This is a genomic window from Caulobacter sp. FV1ye13L (assembly GCF_058681155.1).
Window position 1 is genome coordinate 2,920,497 of the sequence record NZ_CM178732.1, and the last position, 17,977, is coordinate 2,938,473.

Annotated in this window: 21 protein-coding genes and 2 pseudogenes; 7 read left to right on the forward strand and 16 right to left on the reverse strand. The window is 62.6% G+C overall.

Going from position 1 to position 17,977, the window contains the following annotated elements:
• Window positions 1-730 precede the first annotated feature (730 nt).
• Complete coding sequence (locus tag ACW176_RS14160; RefSeq protein ID WP_492111934.1) at window positions 731-1,198, forward strand: FAD-dependent oxidoreductase; 468 nt, start codon at window positions 731-733, stop codon at window positions 1,196-1,198.
• Here ACW176_RS14160 and ACW176_RS14165 read toward each other — a convergent pair.
• The 3 genes and pseudogenes from ACW176_RS14165 to ACW176_RS14175 all read right to left on the reverse strand — a co-directional run.
• Window positions 1,182-1,295: pseudogene (locus ACW176_RS14165) on the reverse strand (ATP-binding protein); the annotation flags it as partial. The gene ACW176_RS14160 and the pseudogene ACW176_RS14165 sit on opposite strands and share 17 nt — an antisense overlap.
• A 171-nt stretch (window positions 1,296-1,466) precedes the next feature.
• Window positions 1,467-1,829, reverse strand: coding sequence for an antibiotic biosynthesis monooxygenase family protein (locus tag ACW176_RS14170; RefSeq protein WP_492109583.1), 363 nt, complete (start codon window positions 1,827-1,829; stop codon window positions 1,467-1,469).
• A complete protein-coding gene (locus ACW176_RS14175) occupies window positions 1,826-2,155 on the reverse strand; it encodes an NIPSNAP family protein (RefSeq protein WP_492109584.1) in 330 nt (109 codons plus the stop codon). The genes ACW176_RS14170 and ACW176_RS14175 overlap by 4 nt, the downstream gene beginning before the upstream one ends.
• 138 nt (window positions 2,156-2,293) lie before the next feature.
• On the opposite strand from ACW176_RS14175, the gene ACW176_RS14180 reads away from it, so the two are divergent.
• Window positions 2,294-3,013, forward strand: a complete 720-nt coding sequence (locus tag ACW176_RS14180; protein ID WP_419320508.1) for an ArsR/SmtB family transcription factor — start codon at window positions 2,294-2,296, stop codon at window positions 3,011-3,013.
• Between the two features lie 585 nt (window positions 3,014-3,598).
• On the opposite strand, the gene ACW176_RS14185 is transcribed toward ACW176_RS14180, so the two are convergent.
• Together ACW176_RS14185 and ACW176_RS14190 are read right to left on the reverse strand one after the other, a co-directional pair.
• Window positions 3,599-3,784 (reverse strand): antibiotic biosynthesis monooxygenase family protein, encoded by a 186-nt coding sequence (locus tag ACW176_RS14185; protein ID WP_419320510.1) that lies wholly within the window; start codon window positions 3,782-3,784, stop codon window positions 3,599-3,601.
• 12 nt (window positions 3,785-3,796) lie between these two features.
• Window positions 3,797-4,807 carry an alpha/beta fold hydrolase gene (locus ACW176_RS14190; protein WP_492109585.1) on the reverse strand — a complete coding sequence of 337 codons (1,011 nt, stop codon included), beginning with the start codon at window positions 4,805-4,807 and terminating at the stop codon, window positions 3,797-3,799.
• Window positions 4,808-5,170: 363 nt separating this feature from the next.
• On the opposite strand from ACW176_RS14190, the pseudogene ACW176_RS14195 reads away from it, so the two are divergent.
• Window positions 5,171-5,371, forward strand: a pseudogene (locus ACW176_RS14195) (transposase); the annotation flags it as partial.
• The gene (locus tag ACW176_RS14200; RefSeq protein WP_492111976.1) at window positions 5,368-5,628 is read left to right on the forward strand and encodes a hypothetical protein; all 261 of its coding nucleotides are present in this window, start codon (window positions 5,368-5,370) and stop codon (window positions 5,626-5,628) included. The pseudogene ACW176_RS14195 and the gene ACW176_RS14200, both read left to right, overlap by 4 nt.
• A 310-nt stretch (window positions 5,629-5,938) precedes the next feature.
• Here ACW176_RS14200 and ACW176_RS14205 read toward each other — a convergent pair whose 3' ends face one another.
• From ACW176_RS14205 to ACW176_RS14230, 6 genes are all read right to left on the reverse strand, one after another.
• A complete protein-coding gene (locus ACW176_RS14205) occupies window positions 5,939-7,360 on the reverse strand; it encodes a dihydrolipoyl dehydrogenase family protein (RefSeq protein WP_492109586.1) in 1,422 nt (473 codons plus the stop codon).
• Entirely contained in the window at window positions 7,357-8,067 is a 711-nt protein-coding gene (locus ACW176_RS14210) for a TVP38/TMEM64 family protein (protein ID WP_492109587.1), read from the reverse strand. Before ACW176_RS14210 ends, ACW176_RS14205 begins: the two co-directional genes overlap by 4 nt.
• A gap of 334 nt (window positions 8,068-8,401) precedes the next feature.
• Window positions 8,402-9,265 carry a DUF547 domain-containing protein gene (locus ACW176_RS14215; RefSeq protein ID WP_492109588.1) on the reverse strand — a complete coding sequence of 288 codons (864 nt, stop codon included), beginning with the start codon at window positions 9,263-9,265 and terminating at the stop codon, window positions 8,402-8,404.
• 368 nt (window positions 9,266-9,633) lie between these two features.
• A complete protein-coding gene (locus ACW176_RS14220) occupies window positions 9,634-10,278 on the reverse strand; it encodes an NrsF family protein (protein WP_492109589.1) in 645 nt (214 codons plus the stop codon).
• Window positions 10,265-10,819 carry a sigma-70 family RNA polymerase sigma factor gene (locus tag ACW176_RS14225; RefSeq protein WP_492109590.1) on the reverse strand — a complete coding sequence of 185 codons (555 nt, stop codon included), beginning with the start codon at window positions 10,817-10,819 and terminating at the stop codon, window positions 10,265-10,267. The genes ACW176_RS14220 and ACW176_RS14225 overlap by 14 nt, the downstream gene beginning before the upstream one ends.
• Before the next feature lie 179 nt (window positions 10,820-10,998).
• Entirely contained in the window at window positions 10,999-11,625 is a 627-nt protein-coding gene (locus ACW176_RS14230; RefSeq protein ID WP_419256024.1) for a TetR/AcrR family transcriptional regulator, read from the reverse strand.
• A gap of 134 nt (window positions 11,626-11,759) precedes the next feature.
• On the opposite strand from ACW176_RS14230, the gene ACW176_RS14235 reads away from it, so the two are divergent.
• Together ACW176_RS14235 and ACW176_RS14240 are read left to right on the forward strand one after the other, a co-directional pair.
• Window positions 11,760-12,050 (forward strand): DUF1330 domain-containing protein, encoded by a 291-nt coding sequence (locus ACW176_RS14235; RefSeq protein ID WP_492109591.1) that lies wholly within the window; start codon window positions 11,760-11,762, stop codon window positions 12,048-12,050.
• A 27-nt stretch (window positions 12,051-12,077) separates the two neighbouring features.
• Window positions 12,078-12,632, forward strand: a complete 555-nt coding sequence (locus ACW176_RS14240) for a carboxymuconolactone decarboxylase family protein (protein WP_492109592.1) — start codon at window positions 12,078-12,080, stop codon at window positions 12,630-12,632.
• Window positions 12,633-12,800: 168 nt separating this feature from the next.
• Here ACW176_RS14240 and ACW176_RS14245 read toward each other — a convergent pair whose 3' ends face one another.
• The 5 genes from ACW176_RS14245 to ACW176_RS14265 form a co-directional block, all read right to left on the reverse strand.
• Complete coding sequence (locus ACW176_RS14245) at window positions 12,801-13,058, reverse strand: TfoX/Sxy family protein (protein ID WP_492109593.1); 258 nt, start codon at window positions 13,056-13,058, stop codon at window positions 12,801-12,803.
• Window positions 13,059-13,345: 287 nt separating this feature from the next.
• Window positions 13,346-14,596: a thiolase family protein gene (locus ACW176_RS14250; RefSeq protein ID WP_492109594.1), complete on the reverse strand. Its 1,251-nt coding sequence runs from the start codon at window positions 14,594-14,596 to the stop codon at window positions 13,346-13,348.
• Between the two features lie 63 nt (window positions 14,597-14,659).
• Window positions 14,660-14,998 carry a DUF1348 family protein gene (locus tag ACW176_RS14255; protein WP_492111935.1) on the reverse strand — a complete coding sequence of 113 codons (339 nt, stop codon included), beginning with the start codon at window positions 14,996-14,998 and terminating at the stop codon, window positions 14,660-14,662.
• A complete protein-coding gene (locus tag ACW176_RS14260) occupies window positions 14,907-15,107 on the reverse strand; it encodes a DUF1348 family protein (protein ID WP_492109595.1) in 201 nt (66 codons plus the stop codon). The genes ACW176_RS14255 and ACW176_RS14260 overlap by 92 nt, the downstream gene beginning before the upstream one ends.
• Before the next feature lie 488 nt (window positions 15,108-15,595).
• The gene (locus ACW176_RS14265) at window positions 15,596-16,981 is read right to left on the reverse strand and encodes an FAD-containing oxidoreductase (RefSeq protein ID WP_492109596.1); all 1,386 of its coding nucleotides are present in this window, start codon (window positions 16,979-16,981) and stop codon (window positions 15,596-15,598) included.
• A gap of 805 nt (window positions 16,982-17,786) precedes the next feature.
• Here ACW176_RS14265 and ACW176_RS14270 point away from each other — a divergent pair.
• Window positions 17,787-17,948 carry a hypothetical protein gene (locus ACW176_RS14270; protein WP_492109597.1) on the forward strand — a complete coding sequence of 54 codons (162 nt, stop codon included), beginning with the start codon at window positions 17,787-17,789 and terminating at the stop codon, window positions 17,946-17,948.
• The last annotated feature ends 29 nt before the right edge of the window (window positions 17,949-17,977 follow it).

Below are 17,977 nucleotides of genomic sequence, written 5' to 3' on the forward strand. Positions count from 1 at the left end.
AGGGGAAGGGCGCGCGAAGAATTCCCCTTGGTCAGCCGACTCGGTGACGACAGCGCTGGCGGCGGTCCCGCCGGCGCGCTGTTCTACCGAGATAGCGTCAGGCGCGAACGCCTCATGCGGGGCGGGGGCTTTGGCGGGGTTCGATTAGTGGCTTGAGCGTTACTGGCTGGAGGGCCAATCTAGCTTCCTCAGTCATGACTCTTCCTGAAACGAGGGGGCTATCTTCCGCGGATGTGTGTGGAGCGCCGCGGCAGTCGATCGCGGGTCTCATCGAGGTAATTCGTTTCCCAGCGCTCTGTGGTTACAGCCTGTGGTGAATTGGTCAGAATCTTTTTGGACCGAACTCCGGACTGATCGCCGACGACGCCAAGCGCCCTAAATCCGCAGCCCTCAAGGCCGCACGCACCGATAGAGCCACGGGCCTCTAGCAACATCACGACGGCGGTAGCTGTTTGCGGGGACCAGATGGAGCCTGGCCGGTAAAGCCGCTGGTCCGCCTACTTGAGCTCCGGAGAATGGTCGAAGCTTGGGTTGCGCGTGAAGGGGAATGCCCGCACGTCGTCATCGCCGGCGCGGGCGTGACCGGCCTGGAACTCGCCGGCTCCCTTTAGGCTTTTCTCGACGGCTGGGCGTCAGGCCGCGAATTTCAGTTGTCGGCGACGCGCACGGCGGTTCCGGCCTTGCAGTCGGCGCCAGGGAACGGGTGACGCCAGTCCGTGTCGCGCGCGGTGTGACGGTCTTGCAGGGGACAATCTTCAGCCGCCATGACTCCACCTGCATCCTGGCGACGGGTCAGCGCCTCCCATGCGATATGCTGGTCACTGCCACCGGTCTGGTCGGCGCGTCCTTGAGCCGCCGGCTCGGTTTTGAGCTGGACCCCGATGGGCGGATCTTGGTCGAGGAGACCTTGCAGGCGCTTTCAAACCCCCGCGTGTTGGCCGTCGGCGATTGCGCCGTCGTGCAAGGAAATCAACGGCCCCCAGTCGGCGTGTTCGGTGTGCGCGGAGGGCCTGTTCTGGTCCGCAACCTGATGGCCTTGGTCAAAAGCCGCGATCTGATTGCCTACAGGCCCCAGCGCCGGTGGCTTTTCATTATGGATCTCGGCGATGGGACGGGGATTGCTGTCTGGGGGGGGGCTGGGGGGAGGTTGAACAAGTTGTGGACGAAGCGGAGCGTCCCGGTCAGGCGCGGTTTCTGAGCCGCCAGCTGTCATTGCCTGTCTCGACGATGTCGCAGTGGTGGGTCAGGCGGTCGAGCAGCGCCGTGGTCATCTTGGCGTCGCCGAAGACGGTGGGCCTCCGAGACGTCCAGCCCGCCGTACTTGGCCTTCCACTTGTAGGGGGCATGACATAGACCGGACCCAGATATCCGCTAACGCGGTTCCCCGGGGGGACGTGGCATCGAAGAGGCACGAATGGGTGCGCTCTGCTGACAATGCCAAATTCGACGGTCTGCGTGTCCCCCCGTCAATCCCGCTCGTCCAGGTTGGAATGAGCGGCATGGCTGTCGGTCGGGGCCTCTCTGCGATCCTCCATGCTATAATCGCGGATGACGCTGGCGACACGGAGCCTGTATTTTGCGAAGACACCCGCACGTCCTCGGGCTTGCGTAGCCCGATGGGATGTCGTGTTCCGCCATTCTTGGACGGCCTGTTCATCCCGGAAGAACGACAAGGACACCATCCGGTTTGGTACGGACATGCTCTGAAAGCGCTCAACCGACAGAAAACCGTCGATCGCCTCTAGTTCACCGCGCAACGCGGCAGCGAGCGCCAGATATTGCTCCATCCGCCCTTCGGCCAGATCGACCTCGAAGATGACGGCGATCACGGCTTCACCAGAGGCGCATGTGGTGCTGACGCAAGACGAAGAAACTTCCGGTTCTCGCGGAGTATGAAGCGCTCGCGCTTGGCGAACTCGTAATTTTCTCGGCCGAGGGGATCGTCCCTGAGGCGAGCGCGATATGCCTCATAGGCAGCAAGATCATTAATGTTGTAAAGTCCGTAGGCAGTCGTTGCCGACCCTTCGTGCGGCGCAAAATAGCCTATCAGATCCGCTCCGCAACGCGGTATCGCTTGGCCCCAGTTGCGGGCATATTTTTCGAATGCATCGACACGAAACGGATCGATCTCGTAGCGGATAAAACATGTGATCATGAGAGGACTTCCTGCCGATTGTTGTCGGAGCGGGTGTAGATCGCGTGATCGGGGCGATGCTTCGGCCGCTGTCGAAGCATGGGGGAGGCCTTTCATGCGATGCCGTCTGTGAATTCACCTGTTTTGCCTGGACGATTGATGCTGACCACAACCGGGATTGCCGAAATTGCAGCGCTGGTCGGTGACCCCACACGCACCGCTATGCTGGTCGCCCTCATGGATGGTCGTGCACTGACCGCGACCGAATTGGCGAACGTTGCAGGGGTCACACCCCAAACCGCCAGCAGCCATCTCGGGCGATTGACGGACGCCGGGCTGCTGACCGTCGAGCGGCAGGGGCGGCACCGGTATCACCGGCTTGCATCTTCGATCGTAGCCACGATGATCGAGGGGATCATGACGGTAGCGGCGGAGCCGGGAAACCGCCCAAACCGCGCAGTTCGAACAGGACCTCGCGACGTCGCGATGCGGCGGGCACGCTCCTGTTATGATCACCTCGCCGGCGAAATCGCGGTAAAAATTGCCGATCGCATGAGCGAGCGTGGTCATATCGAACACTTGGCTGAAGGTGGCGAACTGACAGACGAGGGTGTTGCATTCCTCCGCTCGATCAGGGTCGATGTGGATGTAGCGCTGACCCGGGTTACCCGGCGACGGCTATTCTGCCGTCCCTGTCTCGATTGGAGCGAGCGTCGTCCGCACATCGCTGGCACGATCGGTGCCGCCCTTTTGACCGCCTGTTTCGAGCAGGGATGGATGCGCCCGACAAACGGTTCCCGAACGGTCACGATAACGCAGTCAGGTACACGCGCGCTCGATACTAATTTCGGCATCAAACACGAAAGCCGCATCGATTGACGAGTACGGTGCGTGTTCTGCCGAGTCCGGTTTGTCAGAGGTGTCTCCCAGATTCTAGGAGGGCCGTAAAACACATGATTTTCCGCCGTCAGCACCAATGAGACAGATTGAGGGTTCCGTTTAGAGGAGGGTTTTTGTCTCATCTTCGTTCCTTCGTTCCTTCGTTCCTTCGTCACTGCGACGAGACCAAAACCCTCGGCCGCAAAGGCGACGCCCGGAGAGCGGGTGGTGAAGGATATTCGGCGGGCGATGCGCCGGCATTTCCCTGCGGAAGGCAAGATCCGGATCGTGCTGGGCGGCCTTCGTGGGGAGGACAGCATCGCTGGCGAAGAGGGTCTTATCGGTCACGGTCGATCTTCGGGCAGGGCTAGATGCCTTGCGCATCAACCCCTGCCCGCCGCCGAGGTGGGGGTAGCAAGCGGATGACCGGGGGAGGGGGATCGCCCGGCCTTTACGATCCAAGGGAGGAAGGCAGGGGACACCCCCAGGCCAGTCTTCCGCGCGCGAGGGGCCAGGCCGCTTAGCCCGCGCCTAAGAAGGCCTCCAGAGGCCTTGGGTCGCCCCGCATAAGCGCCTCCACCGCCTTCAGAAGCATGCTCTGACCACGCTTTCGCCACGCCAAAACGACAGCGACAAAATCTTATCGGCCTCAGTGAAGCTGGCGAACCGTTCGATCGAAATGAAACCGTCAATCGCCTCGAGTTCGGAGCGCAAGGCTGTCGCAAGCGCGAGGTAGTCATCCTCACGCCCCCAACACCGGACGCACTTCAAAGATTACCGCGATCATCGCTCGTTCCCGGTCCCAATCACCGGTCCGGTCAGAAAAGCTCCGACAGCGCCGAAGAGGGCTTCCCGGTTCTGTTCCAGGTGCATTCGGTGCCCACCTCGCGGAAGCTTGACGTCGCTCGCGCCGCCAAGAACGCCCGTCAGCGCCGCGACGAGCCACGCTGCATCTTCGTCTTTTGCGATCTCGTCCCACTCGCCGCGCACGATGAGCGTCGGCGCGCGCACATTGGCCGGGTCGTAAGGAAGCCGGCCCGACCATGCGTCGCGGAAATCGGCTTGCCAGCCACTAGGCACGCGCACAGCCGCAGGCGTGCGGTCGCGACTTTGCGGGTCAGTGGCCAGATAGGCGTCGACCCAAAGCGAAAAGGCAGCGGGATCGATGAGGGGGGGCTGACCGTCTGGTAGGCCTGCGGCAAAGCTCTGCCGCTGCTCTTCAGCAGTCACGAGATATGAGCCGCTGATTAGCGCCTCCCCCGCGTCGCCCCTGCGGTGGGAAACAGGACCGAACAAGACGAGGCGTTCGACGAGTTCGGGCCGTCGCCCCGCGAACAGGCCGGCCGGGATCGTGCCCCAAGAATGCGCGACAATCGACACGCGGTCGCGCCTTGAGCCAGTAAGCAAGTGGAGGACGACCCGCTCAATTTGACGTGCGGCGTCCGGGGCGCGGCCGGGGACTTCCACGCCAGGGCCATCCGCCGCCATGGTGGGTGGCGAATCTGACCCTCCATATCCGGCGAAGTCGAAAGCCCAGACGTCAAACCCGCGCGAGCGCAGGTCATCCATCCATGACTGACCGTTGATTCTGTAAGAGATTGAGAGCGCGGATGGAAACGTCGCCCCATGCACGAAGAGAACGCTCGGCCCCGGCCCGGGCTCATGCCGCACGAGCAGGACGGGCTCGCCTACGCGCCCCGCGAGGCGACTGACCTCCTCCGCTTGAACCGGCGGCGGTGTGATTCCTGCAGCCATCGCCGTGCCTGCCGCCAATATCACCAACGCCTTCACCATCTGGTTCTCCCGGTCTGAAAGTCGTCATCTACGCTAAGACCGCGTGATGTTGTTTCGGCCGGGACCGAAGTGTCAGGGGACAACGTCGCCGCCGCTTACTGCTAGGTTGCACTTTCCATGGTCGCTCACCCCCATATCGCCCACGTCGCCGCTCTCGTCGGCCGATCGCTTGGACCTTCCCCCCTAACAGGCTGTTGAAGAAGTCCGTAGCGGCGCGGGACTCGGCATGATTCATCTTTTTAGCGGGAGCTCTGGAGGGGTGGATGCGCGGGTCGAACGAGCGGACGGGGTCGCTGTTCTCATATGTAGATCTGGATGCTCGGGTTCGGCGCGATCATCCCTTGCGGCCGATCCAGAAAATTGCGTACCCGGCGCCATCCTGGCTATGCCATCAGTCAGCGCTGCCGAAAGCGCATCGAGGAGGTGTTCGACTGGATCAAGGGCACCGCCGGTCTGGCGAAGATCAAGCTGCGAGGTCGGACCAGGGTCGGTGCCGCATTCACCCTGGCGCTGGCGGCTCACAACCTGACCCGTCTGCCCAAGCTCCTGGCGGCCCCTGCATGAGCGCTCTGGGCCGGTGGCGCATCGTCGAGATGCCCGACTACCCCGACGACTATCGGGACATGATGGAGCCCGCCTACATCCTCTTCGAAGCCACCCATGGCGAGTTCGCCTTCGGCTGTGGCACCGGCTACTTCGCCGCCGCCGGCGACCACGACGCCGTGCAGTTCGTCTGGGACAGAAACGACGAAATGGATGAGGCCCAGGGCGACGGATGGGCTGAACTCCAATCCGACGGCTCCCTCAAGGGCCAAATCTAGTTCCACGGCGGCGACGAAGCCAACTTCCTCGCCCGGCGCGAGACTTCTTCAACAGCCTCAGATCCCGACAGATCGCCTTGATCGGTTTGCCCGCCGCATACTCACGGCGAACCCGCACCACTGTCTCCACGACCAACATCCCGATCTCGACCGCCAGGTTAAACCAAGCCGCAGTGCCTAAACCATCGGAATGAGGGGGCCCTTTTAGGCGCCGATAACCCCGCTAAGGGGGTTCTTTTTCCACGCCGCTGCACATTCCCCGGCAAGCGCCGCAACGGTTCTCGTTCATCAGTCTGCGACTCTTTATGTCCTAGCCGAACCGCTTGAGCACCGACACCAGCCGACGCGTCGCAGGCGAGAACAAAGCGCCGGTGAACCACTGTCCCGCTAGACGTTTGTTGATCTCGCCGCGCGTTGGATAGGGCGCGATCATACCGGTCAGCTGGCTCAGCTTAAGCCCAGCGGTCATGGTCAGAACCCATAGCGGCAGGTGATCACCGGCATGGGCGCCGACCAGGGTCACACCGAGGACCTTCCCCCGGCTGCTGGCGATCAGTTTGGCAAAGCCGCGGATGTCGCCCTCCGCCTGGGCGCGGTCATTGTCGGCGAAGGGCTGAACCAGTACCCGGACATCATCACCATGGGCCTCCCGCGCCTGGGCTTCGGTCAATCCGACGGCAGCCAGTTCGGGATTGCTATAGGTCACTCGCGGCACCACCAACGCGTCCGCGTTGATCGGCGCAGCGAACAGCGCCTTGCGCACGAAAAGTCCGGCGTGGGCTCCGGCCAAGTGGGTGAACTGTCCGCGCCCGGCGGCGTCCCCGATCGCGAAAACGCGACGGTTGCTGGTCCGCAGCGACCGATCTGTCTTCACGCCGGCGCGATCGAACACCACGCCGGCCGCCTCGAGATTGAGGCTATCGAGACTGGCTTTGCGGCCAAGTGCGACAAGGAGGTGGGATCCTTCGATACGCCGCTCTCCATCAGGACCGGAGACAATCACGGTCGGTCCAGCCTCCACCCGCACGGCCCTATGGCCGGGCAACAGGGTCAGTCCGTCAGCCCTCAGCTGCTCAATCACCACGGCGGCGGCGGCGGGGTCATCACGGCCGAGGATGGCCTCGGCCTCAATCAGGGTGACTTCCGCCCCCAGCCGGCGGAACGCCTGACCAAGCTCGACGCCGATCGGTCCGCCGCCCAGAACAATCAGATGGTCCGGCCGGGCCTTGAGCTCGAAGATGCTCTCGTTGGTCAGATAAGGGATCCCGTCGAGGCCAGGAATGGGTGGGATGGCCGCGCGTGAGCCTGTGGCGATGACGACCTTTCGGGCGGTTACGCGGACGCTGTCGCTCTCAATGACCCTGCGATCGCGAAAGCGGGCGGCTTCGCGTACGACCCGCACGCCCAGGCTTTCGAAGCGTTCCTGACTGTCGATTGGAGCAATCTCGGCGATCACGCGATGCACCCGAGCCATGACCGCCGCGAAGTCAACGCTGAGCCCTGAGGCGCTGACGCCCAGGGGCCCGCTGTGAGCCGCCGCATGAGCGGCGTCGGCGGCGGCGATCAACGCTTTGGACGGCACGCAGCCGTAGTTGAGACAGTCGCCACCCATCTGCCCCTTCTCAAAGAGCACAACCTTCAGCCCCAGTTGGGCAGCGCCGGCGGCAACAGACAGCCCGCCAGAGCCGGCGCCGATGATGGCCAGATCAGCGGAAATTCGCTCCAGTTTCACGAGATGCTCCCTTCGCGACCACGGAGTCTCTGGAACAGTGTTGTCCCTAGCGACAGCAGACCCAAGGCCACCAGCGGACCGATGACATAGGGTTCGAAAATGATCTTGAGGTTCGGTTCGCCGCCGCGCGCCAGGACCTGGCCAATACCCGCCCCGACGCTGGAATATATGAAGGTCCCTGGCATGATGCCGATCAAGGTCGCCAACGCGTAGGCACGAAGAGGGGCGTTGGCGAGAGCCGAGGCGACATTGACCAACCAGAAGGGCGCCAGCGGGATCAGTCTCAGAGTCAGGATATAGCCGAACGCGCCGTCCCGAACGCCATCCATGACGGCCTTAAGCTTCCCGCCAGAGGCCTCGGCCCGCTCCCGCAGCACCGCGCCCAGAGACGTCCGCACAATGGCGAAAACGAGGATCGCGCCGATGGTGGCTCCGATGACCGTCGCCGCGCCGCCCAGCCAGGTTCCAAACAGGAAGCCCCCTGCGAGAGTGAGGATGAGTGCGCCTGGGATGCTGACGGCGGTAGCGACTGCGTACACGCCGATAAAGACCAGAAGGCTCAGAGCCAGGTTGTCGGCGACGAAACCCCGAAGGAGGGCCTCATGGGTCTGCAGGGATTCAAGACTGAGGTATCGGGTCGCGCCGCTGGCGAACACGGCGACAACCGCCAACAGCAGAAGCAGTAGCGGCATCAAGCGTTTGAGCATCAGGATGATCCTTTTGGCGCCAGCGAGAGCGACGATGGTGGCGTTCGCCCGGCGCCGGTTGCGTGCGCCGGAGACTGATCGCGGGGTTTCGGGTAACGGCTATGGCGGTTGAGCGCATACCGCGCCAGGCTCTAGGGCAGTGCGTCAGCCCAGGTGGACAGCATTGGAGCAACGAAATCATGCCGCTTTTGCTGACGCGGCCGGACCCGGACAGGTTTTTCGTCATGCCCGATACGCTCCGCTTGCCTCCCGAAGAGTTTCGCGATCCGTTTTTGAAGCTCGGCGGATCGACCCGCGCGTCCGTCCGATGGTCGCCGCTCGAGCGCCACTGCGTTCATGGCGCCTTTCCTTCGTTTAGCATCCAATCGTAGGCATCACCGCCAATGCCGTCGGTCTTCTGGAGACGAGCCTTCAGGGCCGGTGCAGCGAAGGTTGAGAGGTGGTGCAGAATGTGCCTGTCGCCACCGCCGAAGTCGCCAGCGAACCACCGGTAGATCGACGACACGACAAGCCTGTCGCCTTCAAAGCGGACCCCTCGGGGATGGTTGACGTAGTCGCGGGCGGCTGCGTCGAGCCGGGCGGACAGGTCTTGTCCGCGCCATGCGACGCGCGGAAGGTTGGGGCAGCTGAACGACGCGCAGTTGATGGCGTAGTGCACGCGTGGATCGCGCCAGCCGGTCCGCAGGATGCCGTTCTCAATGTCGTCCAGCGACAGGGCGATGTCGCTGACCGTGACGGCCCTGGCCTTCCACGGACCGATCGACAGCACGGTCGGACGAATGTCGCGGATAGACCTGACAGGATACGCCGCCAGCACTGTGTCGATGGTGACCGCGTTGTAGAGATTGGCCCAAAAGGCGAATTGCTCGGCGCGGGTCAGTTGGGCCGGATCGGTCCCGGCAAGGCGCGCGATATAGGCCTTGAGCGCCGCGCGGTCAGCTGGGGAGGCCTTCCAGCTGCGGTAGTCGACGCGGACAACACCGGCCTGAAGCGAGGTCCGACGCGCTAGCAAGGCGTCAAAGGCTCCGTGGTCGAGAGTCTGGGCGCCCGCCGTGGCGTCGACGAAGCGCGACAGCCGGGTGGCCGCGTGCGCTGTCGTCGAGGAGATGAGCATTGTGCCTGCCATCGTCGCGACCGCCCTGCGGGTCAGGCCAGATGGCGCCAGCGTGGCGTGGTGGCCAGGTCTTGGACGGTTCAACTGTTACTCCTTCACGGTCGTGGCGCGGCGACGCCAACCAGATTGCGGTCACAACGGTAGTTCGCGGGAGCTTGGTCTACGGTTACAGTTGGTCCGTCAGGAAAGCGAATATTCGGCCTGGGACATCGGTGGCGGGTGAGGCGACCTACACGCAGCGCTCGGCCGGCCCTGCGTCCCGGTTGAAGCTAGCCCAGCGCCTAGGTCCCACGGCGCTTCCGGCGCACGACATGGGCCGCGATCAACGGTCCGGGAAAGGCGCGCTGGGACCCTTGGGCGGGGCGGAGCGCCCCGAGGTGGCGCCGCCGGATCCGCTCAAGGCTGGCGAGGTCCGAACTCAAGTTTCCTCCGGGTAGGCTGTCGCCATTCCTTCACCAGCGCAAGACGCGGGGGCCGATGACCGCGCCGATCGCGCCGACGATGGCCATGCCCAGCAAATACCAGGTGGCGAGAAAGGCCGCCGCGTTCTCCTGGCAGTGCAGTCCGTAGACCGTCGCGCCGACACCGCCAGCCGCCATGCCGAGCGCCATCCCGGTCAAAACCGGACGCGTGGGCGCAAATCTGCGCATGCAAAGGGTGACGGCCAGCAGGACCGGCGCAGATATCAGCAGGATCCATACGGGGCAGGTCTTCCATGAACTGCCCAGCCAGACGGTGACCCGGTCCGCCGGAGCGGCGGCCACGATCTCTAGGGCAGCCATGACGGCGACCGCCGTGAAAGGCATTGCGGCCACGATCCAGAAGGTGGGCAGCAGGATCGCGCCCGGGCGGGCCAGGCGACAGGTCGCCGCGACGCCTAGGGCCGCTACGATGGCGGTGAACCCGAACTTCATCCAGAACGAGACGGTCCCAACGGCCGCACCCATGTCCGGCCGAACCCCAAGCAGGGTAACAAGCAGGGCAACGGCCGCCGCTCCACCGATCATGAGATGCAGGGTGACCTTTCGCTCGACGGCGTAGGGTTTGACGACGGTGGTTTCGGCCGCCAGACGGGCGATCAGGTCATCGGTCCGCATCATCGCCTCCCGTTCCGACACGGGCCATGAGGGCTTTGAGGCCTCGATGAACGCTGACCTTGACTAGCGACGGAGACAGGCCCGTGGCTGCCGCTGCTTCCTCCGTGCTCAGACCCTCGATTCGGGTTTTTCGGATCGCGTCACTCTGGTTGATGGGTAGGCTGTCAAGCAGCCGCGTTATGTCCCGCGCATGCATGGCGTCGTCGGTCCAGTCCGGGGCGAACAGTTCGTCGGCGTGGTCGAGCGGCGACCAGGATCGGACGCGCTTGCGTCGGTAGTGGTCGATCAGCTTGTAGCGGGCGATGGCGTGAGCCCAGGGCGTGAACAATCCGGCGCGGTCAAATGTCTCCCGCCGAACATGCACCGCGATCAAACAATCCTGCACCAAGTCCTCAACGTCTGCATCGTCGCAGCCAAGTCGGCGCGCGAAGAAAAGTTTCAAGTGCGCCGACAGGTCGGAAAGCAGGCGGCCCTGGGCAACGGCGTCGCCGTCCAGACCCATGAGCATCAGCGCCTTCAGGTTCTGTTCTGTCTCCCGCACCCTTGTTCCTGACTGTGAGTTCGCTGGGTAGGCGCGAACGGTTACAGGCGCGCGGCGATTTCGTCATCCGCCGACATTTCGTATGTCGGGTTAATCGACCCCAGCGGCGTTTCGGCCTGACTCTCTTGGAGCTGCAAACGGCCTCAGTGGCGCTTGTCGGTGAGGCAGGATCCGGGCCTTCACCCAGCCTGTCGGCTATCCTCGCCTTCATGCAGTATGCCAGCGGCTAAGAGCATCGTGCGCGTTGCGGGCCACAGGGCGTCACGGTCAGGCACCACCTTGGCCATGACGTTCAAGCCGACCAGAAATGTTTTCAGTGCAAGGGCCGTTGCTGCAACGTCGGTATCGTCACGGAGTTCGCCTCTCGCGACGGCCAGCTTCAATAGTGTCTCAAGGCGTTCCAGGCGCGCGATCATGTGTGCGGCGACCTTGGGGCCTAAAGCGGCGTCGACCCCACAGAGCGCGCCCACACTGTTAACGGCCAGGCAACCTCTCGCATCGCTATCCAGAGCCAGGCTTTGGCAAATGCTTTTGAACGTCTCCGCAATCAGCCCGCAGATACTGCCTTCCTGCGTCACGTACGCAAACGCCCTGTCGGGTGAGCGCTCCAGGTAACGATCAAGGGCTTCGAGGAACACCGCCTCCTGGCTTTCGAACGCGTTGTAAAAACTTGAACGCGTGATGCCCAGTCGTTCGGACAGGGCTTTGACCGAGGTGGCCTGATAGCCATCCCGCCAAAACGCCATCAGCGCCGCGTCTAGAGCGGCATCGCGATCGAACTGCGCAGGCCTGCCGGGCTTGGACATATTGTTTTGTACACTTATGAACAATATTAGCGTTGCGTTTTATACAGCTGTGAACATAATTGATCTGCCGACCCTTGTCGAGAAGAGGGAAGGCCATTCACGGCTCGCACTGCCAGACCCAAAAGGAAACCCAAATGACCGCGTTCTTTGTCGTCACAACCACTGTCAAGGACCAGGAAGCCTATCAGACCTACGTCCAAAGCGTCGGCGCCACGCTCACGCCGTTCGGAGGCAAAGCGGTGTTGCGCGGCAAAGCCGATAGCGCCCTCGTGGGCCAGCTAACGCATCAGACGGTCGGTATCATCGAATTTCCGGATATCGACGCAATCGAGGCTTGGCACGCATCCGCCGCCTATCAGGCGCTCGTTCCACTCCGCACGCGCGCAGCAGACATGACGATCACCACCTACGTGGTTCCCGCATAAATTCCGCCAAATTGAAGAGGACTAAGAATGTTCACCTATCACAATAAAATGACGGCTCCGCCTCAGTCTGTCCCTTTTATAGACAGTGCTGAAGCAATGTTTGGCTTTGTGCCCAATCTTCACAGAATTTTGGCGGAATCTCCAGCAGCTCATGAAGCCTATTCTGTCACATATAAACTTGCGACTGAAAAAACCAACCTAACACCGATAGAAGTACAAGTCGTATTAATGGCGTCGAATTATCACAATAGCTGCCATTATTGCATGGCGGGCCACTCAATGATCATGAAGATGATAAATGCGCCTCAGGACGTTATTACTGCGCTTCGTGAAGGCAAGCCGATCAACGATGCAAAGCTAGAAGCGCTTCGCACCTTTGCTCGCCAATTGCTCGAAATGCGCGGCCATGTCGGCGACCCGGCGCTGGAGGCGTTTCTGCACGCAGGCTACACTAAATCACAGGCGCTTGATGTTCTTGTCTGCCTTTCGGCAAAACTGATTTCGAACTTCACGAATGCTCTGGCCCACACCGAGATTGACGCGCCAATGAAGCCTTTGGCCTGGACACCACAGGTGGCCTGAAATGTGCGCTTTATGAACAGAGCTACTGTTCATAAAGCGCAAAATTCAGGGACAGAGAGGTCTCACGGATAATCGCTCGCTTTAGTTGACATCGGACTGGCCCCCTTTGAACTGTATAGGGTCGGGCGGGAACGGTGGTGAATAATCCGCAAAATTTCTTGGGCGGATTTATCCAGACAACTCAGCCCGCAAAGACTGCTTTACCTCTGGCGGCAGGAAGCGCCAATCGACATCTCTTAATGCTCCCTCGAGTGCGTAGAGCAGATTCAAGCTTGCAGCAGGCGCAGCGGCAAGCCTGACACGAGCGAAGGCTTGCACGGCGCCGAGTGCCCTGAGGTCATCTTCGCGGGTAATCCCGACGCTTTCCAGCCACCGCGCCGAAACTGAGCCGAGCCCCCGGAGTTCGCCAATCCGCCTCGTACTCATCTTTTAGGTTCCTCTGTTCGGTGAGGCACTCGGCATGCGGGCCGTCCCTGGTCTTTTTGGCGGAGAGCGCGAAACGCGGCGCGTGGAAGACACCAACCAACGACGCATTGAGCCAGGCGGTCGAAACCGGGCGATTGATCTTCCCACGAGAAAGTGGACGGGGTTGAGCACGCTCTGCGTTCTACCTCTGGGGAAGATCAGATTGACATTTGGACCGCCAGCCTGGGAACGCTAAAATCCTTGACCAAGGGCATTTGGTTTGACCGGGCCGTCAAAGCTCATGCGCATCAGATCGCCTCCACCAGAATGACCGTGCCCTGGCCGCCATCGGCGCAGATCGAGATCACAGCCTTGGTTCCTGCCGGGCGGCCCGCAAGCTGCTTGGCGGTTTGGCTGATGATCCGCGCTCCGGTTGCAGCGAACGGATGCCCGAGCGCGAGGCTGCCGCCGACCGGATTGAGCCGGTCCCAGGGAAACGGTCCTAGGTCGCCGATGTCCGGCGCATGTTTGGCCCTCGCCCCAGGGTCGGCTGCCACCTGGATGTTGGCCAGCAATTGTGCGGCAAAAGCCTCGTGGACCTCCCAGATCGCGATGTCTTCGAAACGCAGGCCGTTACGGGCCAGCAACCGGGGGATGGCATAGGCCGGCGCCATCAGCATGCCGTCGGTGCGGAAATCGAGCGCGCCGAGTTCGAAATCGACAAGCCTGACGGCCACGGTGTCTTTACCAAGCGCCGCCAGGCCCTTGGCCGAGGCGACCCACATGCCAGCAGCGCCATCAGTGAGCGGCGAGCTGTTGCCGGCGCTCAAGCTGCCGCCCGACGGATCGAACACCGGTCGCAGGGATGCGAGCTTTTCCGCCGTCGTGTCCGGGCGGATCAGGGCATCTTCGGTAACACCGGCGAACGGCACCAGCAGATCGTCGAAGAAGCCGGCCCTACGGGCCTTTTCGGCATTGTGGTGGCTGGCAAGCGCCACCGTGTCTTGATCTTGCCGCGTAATCGAGAGGCGCTTGGCGGTTTCCTCCATGTGATCGCCCATCGAGCGACCCGATATCCGGTTGGCCCAACCCTTTTTCGGTAGGGCGAAGTCGGTAGGGCGTAGCTCGGCAAAGGCCTGCATCGCGCCCGCCGGATCGCTCGCAGCGAGCGCTGCGAGACGGGCTGAGACGCGCTCTTCGAGCGCGATAGGCGATCGGCTCATCTGTTCGACACCGCCAACAAGGGCGAGTTCTATACCGCCGCGTCCGACCAGACCGGATGCCTGGATCGCCCCCATCATGCTCGTGGAACAGGCAAGCTGGGTCGAATAGGCGGGGATCGTCGGGTCAAGGCCCGCGTCGAGCGCTGCCTCGCGCGCGATGTTTGACAGCGACAAGCTCGGGATCACCTGGCCCCAGACGATCAGGTCGGGGCGATGTTGGCCGGCGATCGCCTGTAGGACCGTCGCAGACAAAGTCAGTGGCGTCTCCCCAGCATAGGCGGTGCCGGCTTTTACGAACGGGGTCCGAACCCCGGCGACAAGATAAGCGTCGGTCATTGCATGGCTCCTCCGCCGGCGCGTACGCTCGGTCGGGACGAATAGTGGCGATTGACTTGCGGGTTAGAGTTCCAGGTCGGAAAGGCTGGGATGGTCGTCGGGGCCGTTGCCGGGCGGCCAGCGGAACTTATGGTCTGCGATCCTAGATCGGATGCTCGCATGTCGGTTGTGCATCAGCCCGTCGGCGACGAATTTCCAGTTTTCATTGCCGTAGGCGCGAAACCAGTTGCCGCTCCCATTATTGTATTCATAAGCATAGCGCACCGCTATCCGTTTGTCGGTGAAGGCCCATAGCTCTTTGAAAAGGCGGTTATGGAGTTCCTTTGACCACTTGCGGGTCACAAAGGTCTGAATTTCTGTTCGGCCTCCGGGGAAACTCGGCCCGATTCCGCCAGGCGGAATACTCTGCATGGGCAAGGGCAACCTTGGCAGCGCCGCGACTTTCCCAGCCGTATTCGGCCAAGCGCACGTTTTCGCGAGCGGTCTCCTCGGTGAACGGGGGGGGCGACATATCTGGGCTCCTTTACGAGATCCCCAAAAGGGCGACCGGGTGAAGCTTGTGGGGGCAGGAAAGCGGCCCGCTCGGTCGTCGGCTCGTTCACTAGGGGGATAGTGAGGGGCTGCAAACATCAGTTCATTGAAGGGTTAGCCCTGATGGCGAGCTACAGTTACGCAGCTATGTTGGGATCAAGAAGGGCGATTTAAAGTAACGATCTATTTCGTTCGCCGTAATGCTGCTGACTCGTTTTCAGCGCCGCCAGCTTGGTGTTGGTGACGTGATGGCGTGGACCCAGAAGGCCAGGTCCAAGGCAGGCGCATAGTCCCTCGCCTGGGCGGTCAGCACCGGATACTGGATGTCGGCAGCTTCGAACGGGCAGCTGTTTGCGGACGGCCTGCGCGCACCGCCTCGGCAGGCAGCCACAAGCGGGTGTTCAGTGGCGCGTCCATATGCGCACCTGATTGAACACTTTGGCTACGGCGGCGTAGGGCTGGCTTCGCTCATGCCGCCGCCACTAGAGGCTTGAGCCCACCAAGTAGGGTCGGTATCAGTTCACTGACGGTGGGATGGACAGGCACAGCGCGCATCAGTGTTTTGTAGCTCAGGTTTGCCGTCATCGCCTGGATAAACAGGTGGATGATCTCATCGGCCTCAATGCCGAAGAGGGTGGCGCCGAGGACCTGCTCGTTCTCCGCGTCGACGAGAACACGCAGAAAGCCCGTGGTCTCGCTGCGCTCCCGGGCCCGACCAATCCGCGCCATGGGCAGTTCTGCACGCAGAATCCGGCGGCCTGACGTTCTCGCTTCCTGATCGCTCATCCCAACACGCGCCAGTGGCGGATCAGTGAACAGGGCGTAGCCCGTTACGCGGTCGCTCAGTTGCCAAGCCTGCCCGTCGATCAGGTTGGCTGCGAGAATCTCGTAATCATTGTAGCTGGTATGGGTGAAGGCGCCGCGGCCGTTGACGTCGCCAAGGGCGTACACGCCCTCGGCGCTGGTCATCAGCGTATCGTCCACCTGGATGAAGCCGCGCGGATCGAGTGCGACGCCGGCCATGGCAAGGTCCAGTGCTTCCACGTTTGGCCGCCGCCCGACTGCCGCCAGCGCCAAGGCGCCGTCGACGCTCCTCACCTGGCCGTCCTGTTTGAACGAGACGCGAACGCCGTCCCCGGCGTCGGCGCCCTCAATGTCCCGGCAGCCGACGTAGATTTCGACGCCTTCGGCCTCAAGCATCGCCTTGACCGCAGCACTCACATCCGCGTCCTCGCGGGCGATTATGCGGTCGGCGAATTCCAGCACGGTGACCTCGGCGCCGAAGCGGCGATACATCTGGGCGAATTCCAGCCCGATGTAACTGCCACCGATCACGATGAGGCGTCGGGGCAATCGATCAAGCTCCATCAGTTCGATGTTCGTCATGAGGCGCCCCGGGCTGGCCTTGGGCCAATCGGGCCGTACCGGTCGCCCGCCGGTGTTGAGTACCACCAGGGGGGCTTCAAAGATCCGATCGCCTACAGCCACCCTGCGCGGGCCGACAAATCGCGCTTCGCCCAAGACAAGCTGAAGGTTGGCGGTGGCGCCGATCCAGGTGGCCAGGTTGTCGCGGGATTGCTGAACCACCGCGTCCTTGCGCGCCTTGACCAACGCAAGGTCCACGCTGACAGGACCGGTCGATACGCCGAAGTCGGCGGCGCGCCGGGCGACGTGGGCGGCGCGGGCGCTGGCGACCAAGGTCTTGGTCGGAATACAGCCATTGTTGACGCAGGTCCCGCCCAGCCGCTCCCTTTCGATCAGCACGACCCGGCGGCCGGCCTGCGCAAAGCGCACGGCAAGCGAGGGTCCCGCTTGGCCCGCGCCGATCACGATTACATCGACGGTTTCGATCATCGGGTTTGGTCTCCAAGCTTTGAGAAACCCGATCCCAGGATCAAGCATCCCGCCGGTGCGGCGCCGATCAGATACAGGCAGGCTGTCCTTCCGTAACATTCTGAAGGCCGGCCGGCCAGAGCGGCTCCCGTGAAACCGCCGGTGAGTTAGGCGGTGAGGCACAGGCCTCTGGCTTGGCTTGGCCTGACTTCGCGCCGGCGATGCGGCTGACCTGTGCGGTCGCGTTGGCCGGGGCGAAGAAGGTTCCCAGCCCGACCAGCACCGCGCCCCTATTCACCCAGGGCAGAGCAGGACAGAGCTGGCTAGGCGATCCGCGCCCAACTCTACATCTGGGACGACTTTGCCATCCGTCGCACCGACTATGCAGACAGCGCGGCTCGCAACCTAGCCTTCGTCGAAGATCGCAGCATTGACCCCCGCACCTTTGTGTGACTGCGGGTGTGCCTGACGTTCTAGAGGTGGCCGCCTTCAGCGCCAATGAGACGGATTGAGGGCTCCGTTTAAAGGGGGCTTTGGTCTCGTCGTAGTGACGAACGAATGATGATGAGACCAGAATCCTTGACGGCCAAGGGCAAGGCACCGGGATTTGGTTCTACTGTATTCGACCCAGTCGCCCAGCGTAGGGTGCCGCCGGGCCGGGTCGGGCCGGGCCAGGACAGGAGGGCAGGCCTCGGCAACCGGCCTGTGAGACAGTGTATTTCACTATTCGAAACGGTCGTCAGCCGCCGAGCACGCTAGGTTCTCCTCACCCTGGCCCAGCCCTGCGCCGCCGGACGGGTAGCGCGCAAGCAGCGGAAGAATCTCGATGGACGAGTACATTCTCCAATCCGGCTCACATGAACTCGCCCTGGTTCTCGGCGAACAGCCAGGGCCCGGCCAGCTCGGCGATCGAGAAGTGGTCGTGCGCGTCACGGCCGCAGGCCTGTTTAAGACTTTTAAATGGAGAGGGGCGGCCGAGGCCGAATGAGTCCCCGAACCGTTCTGGCCACTTCGGCA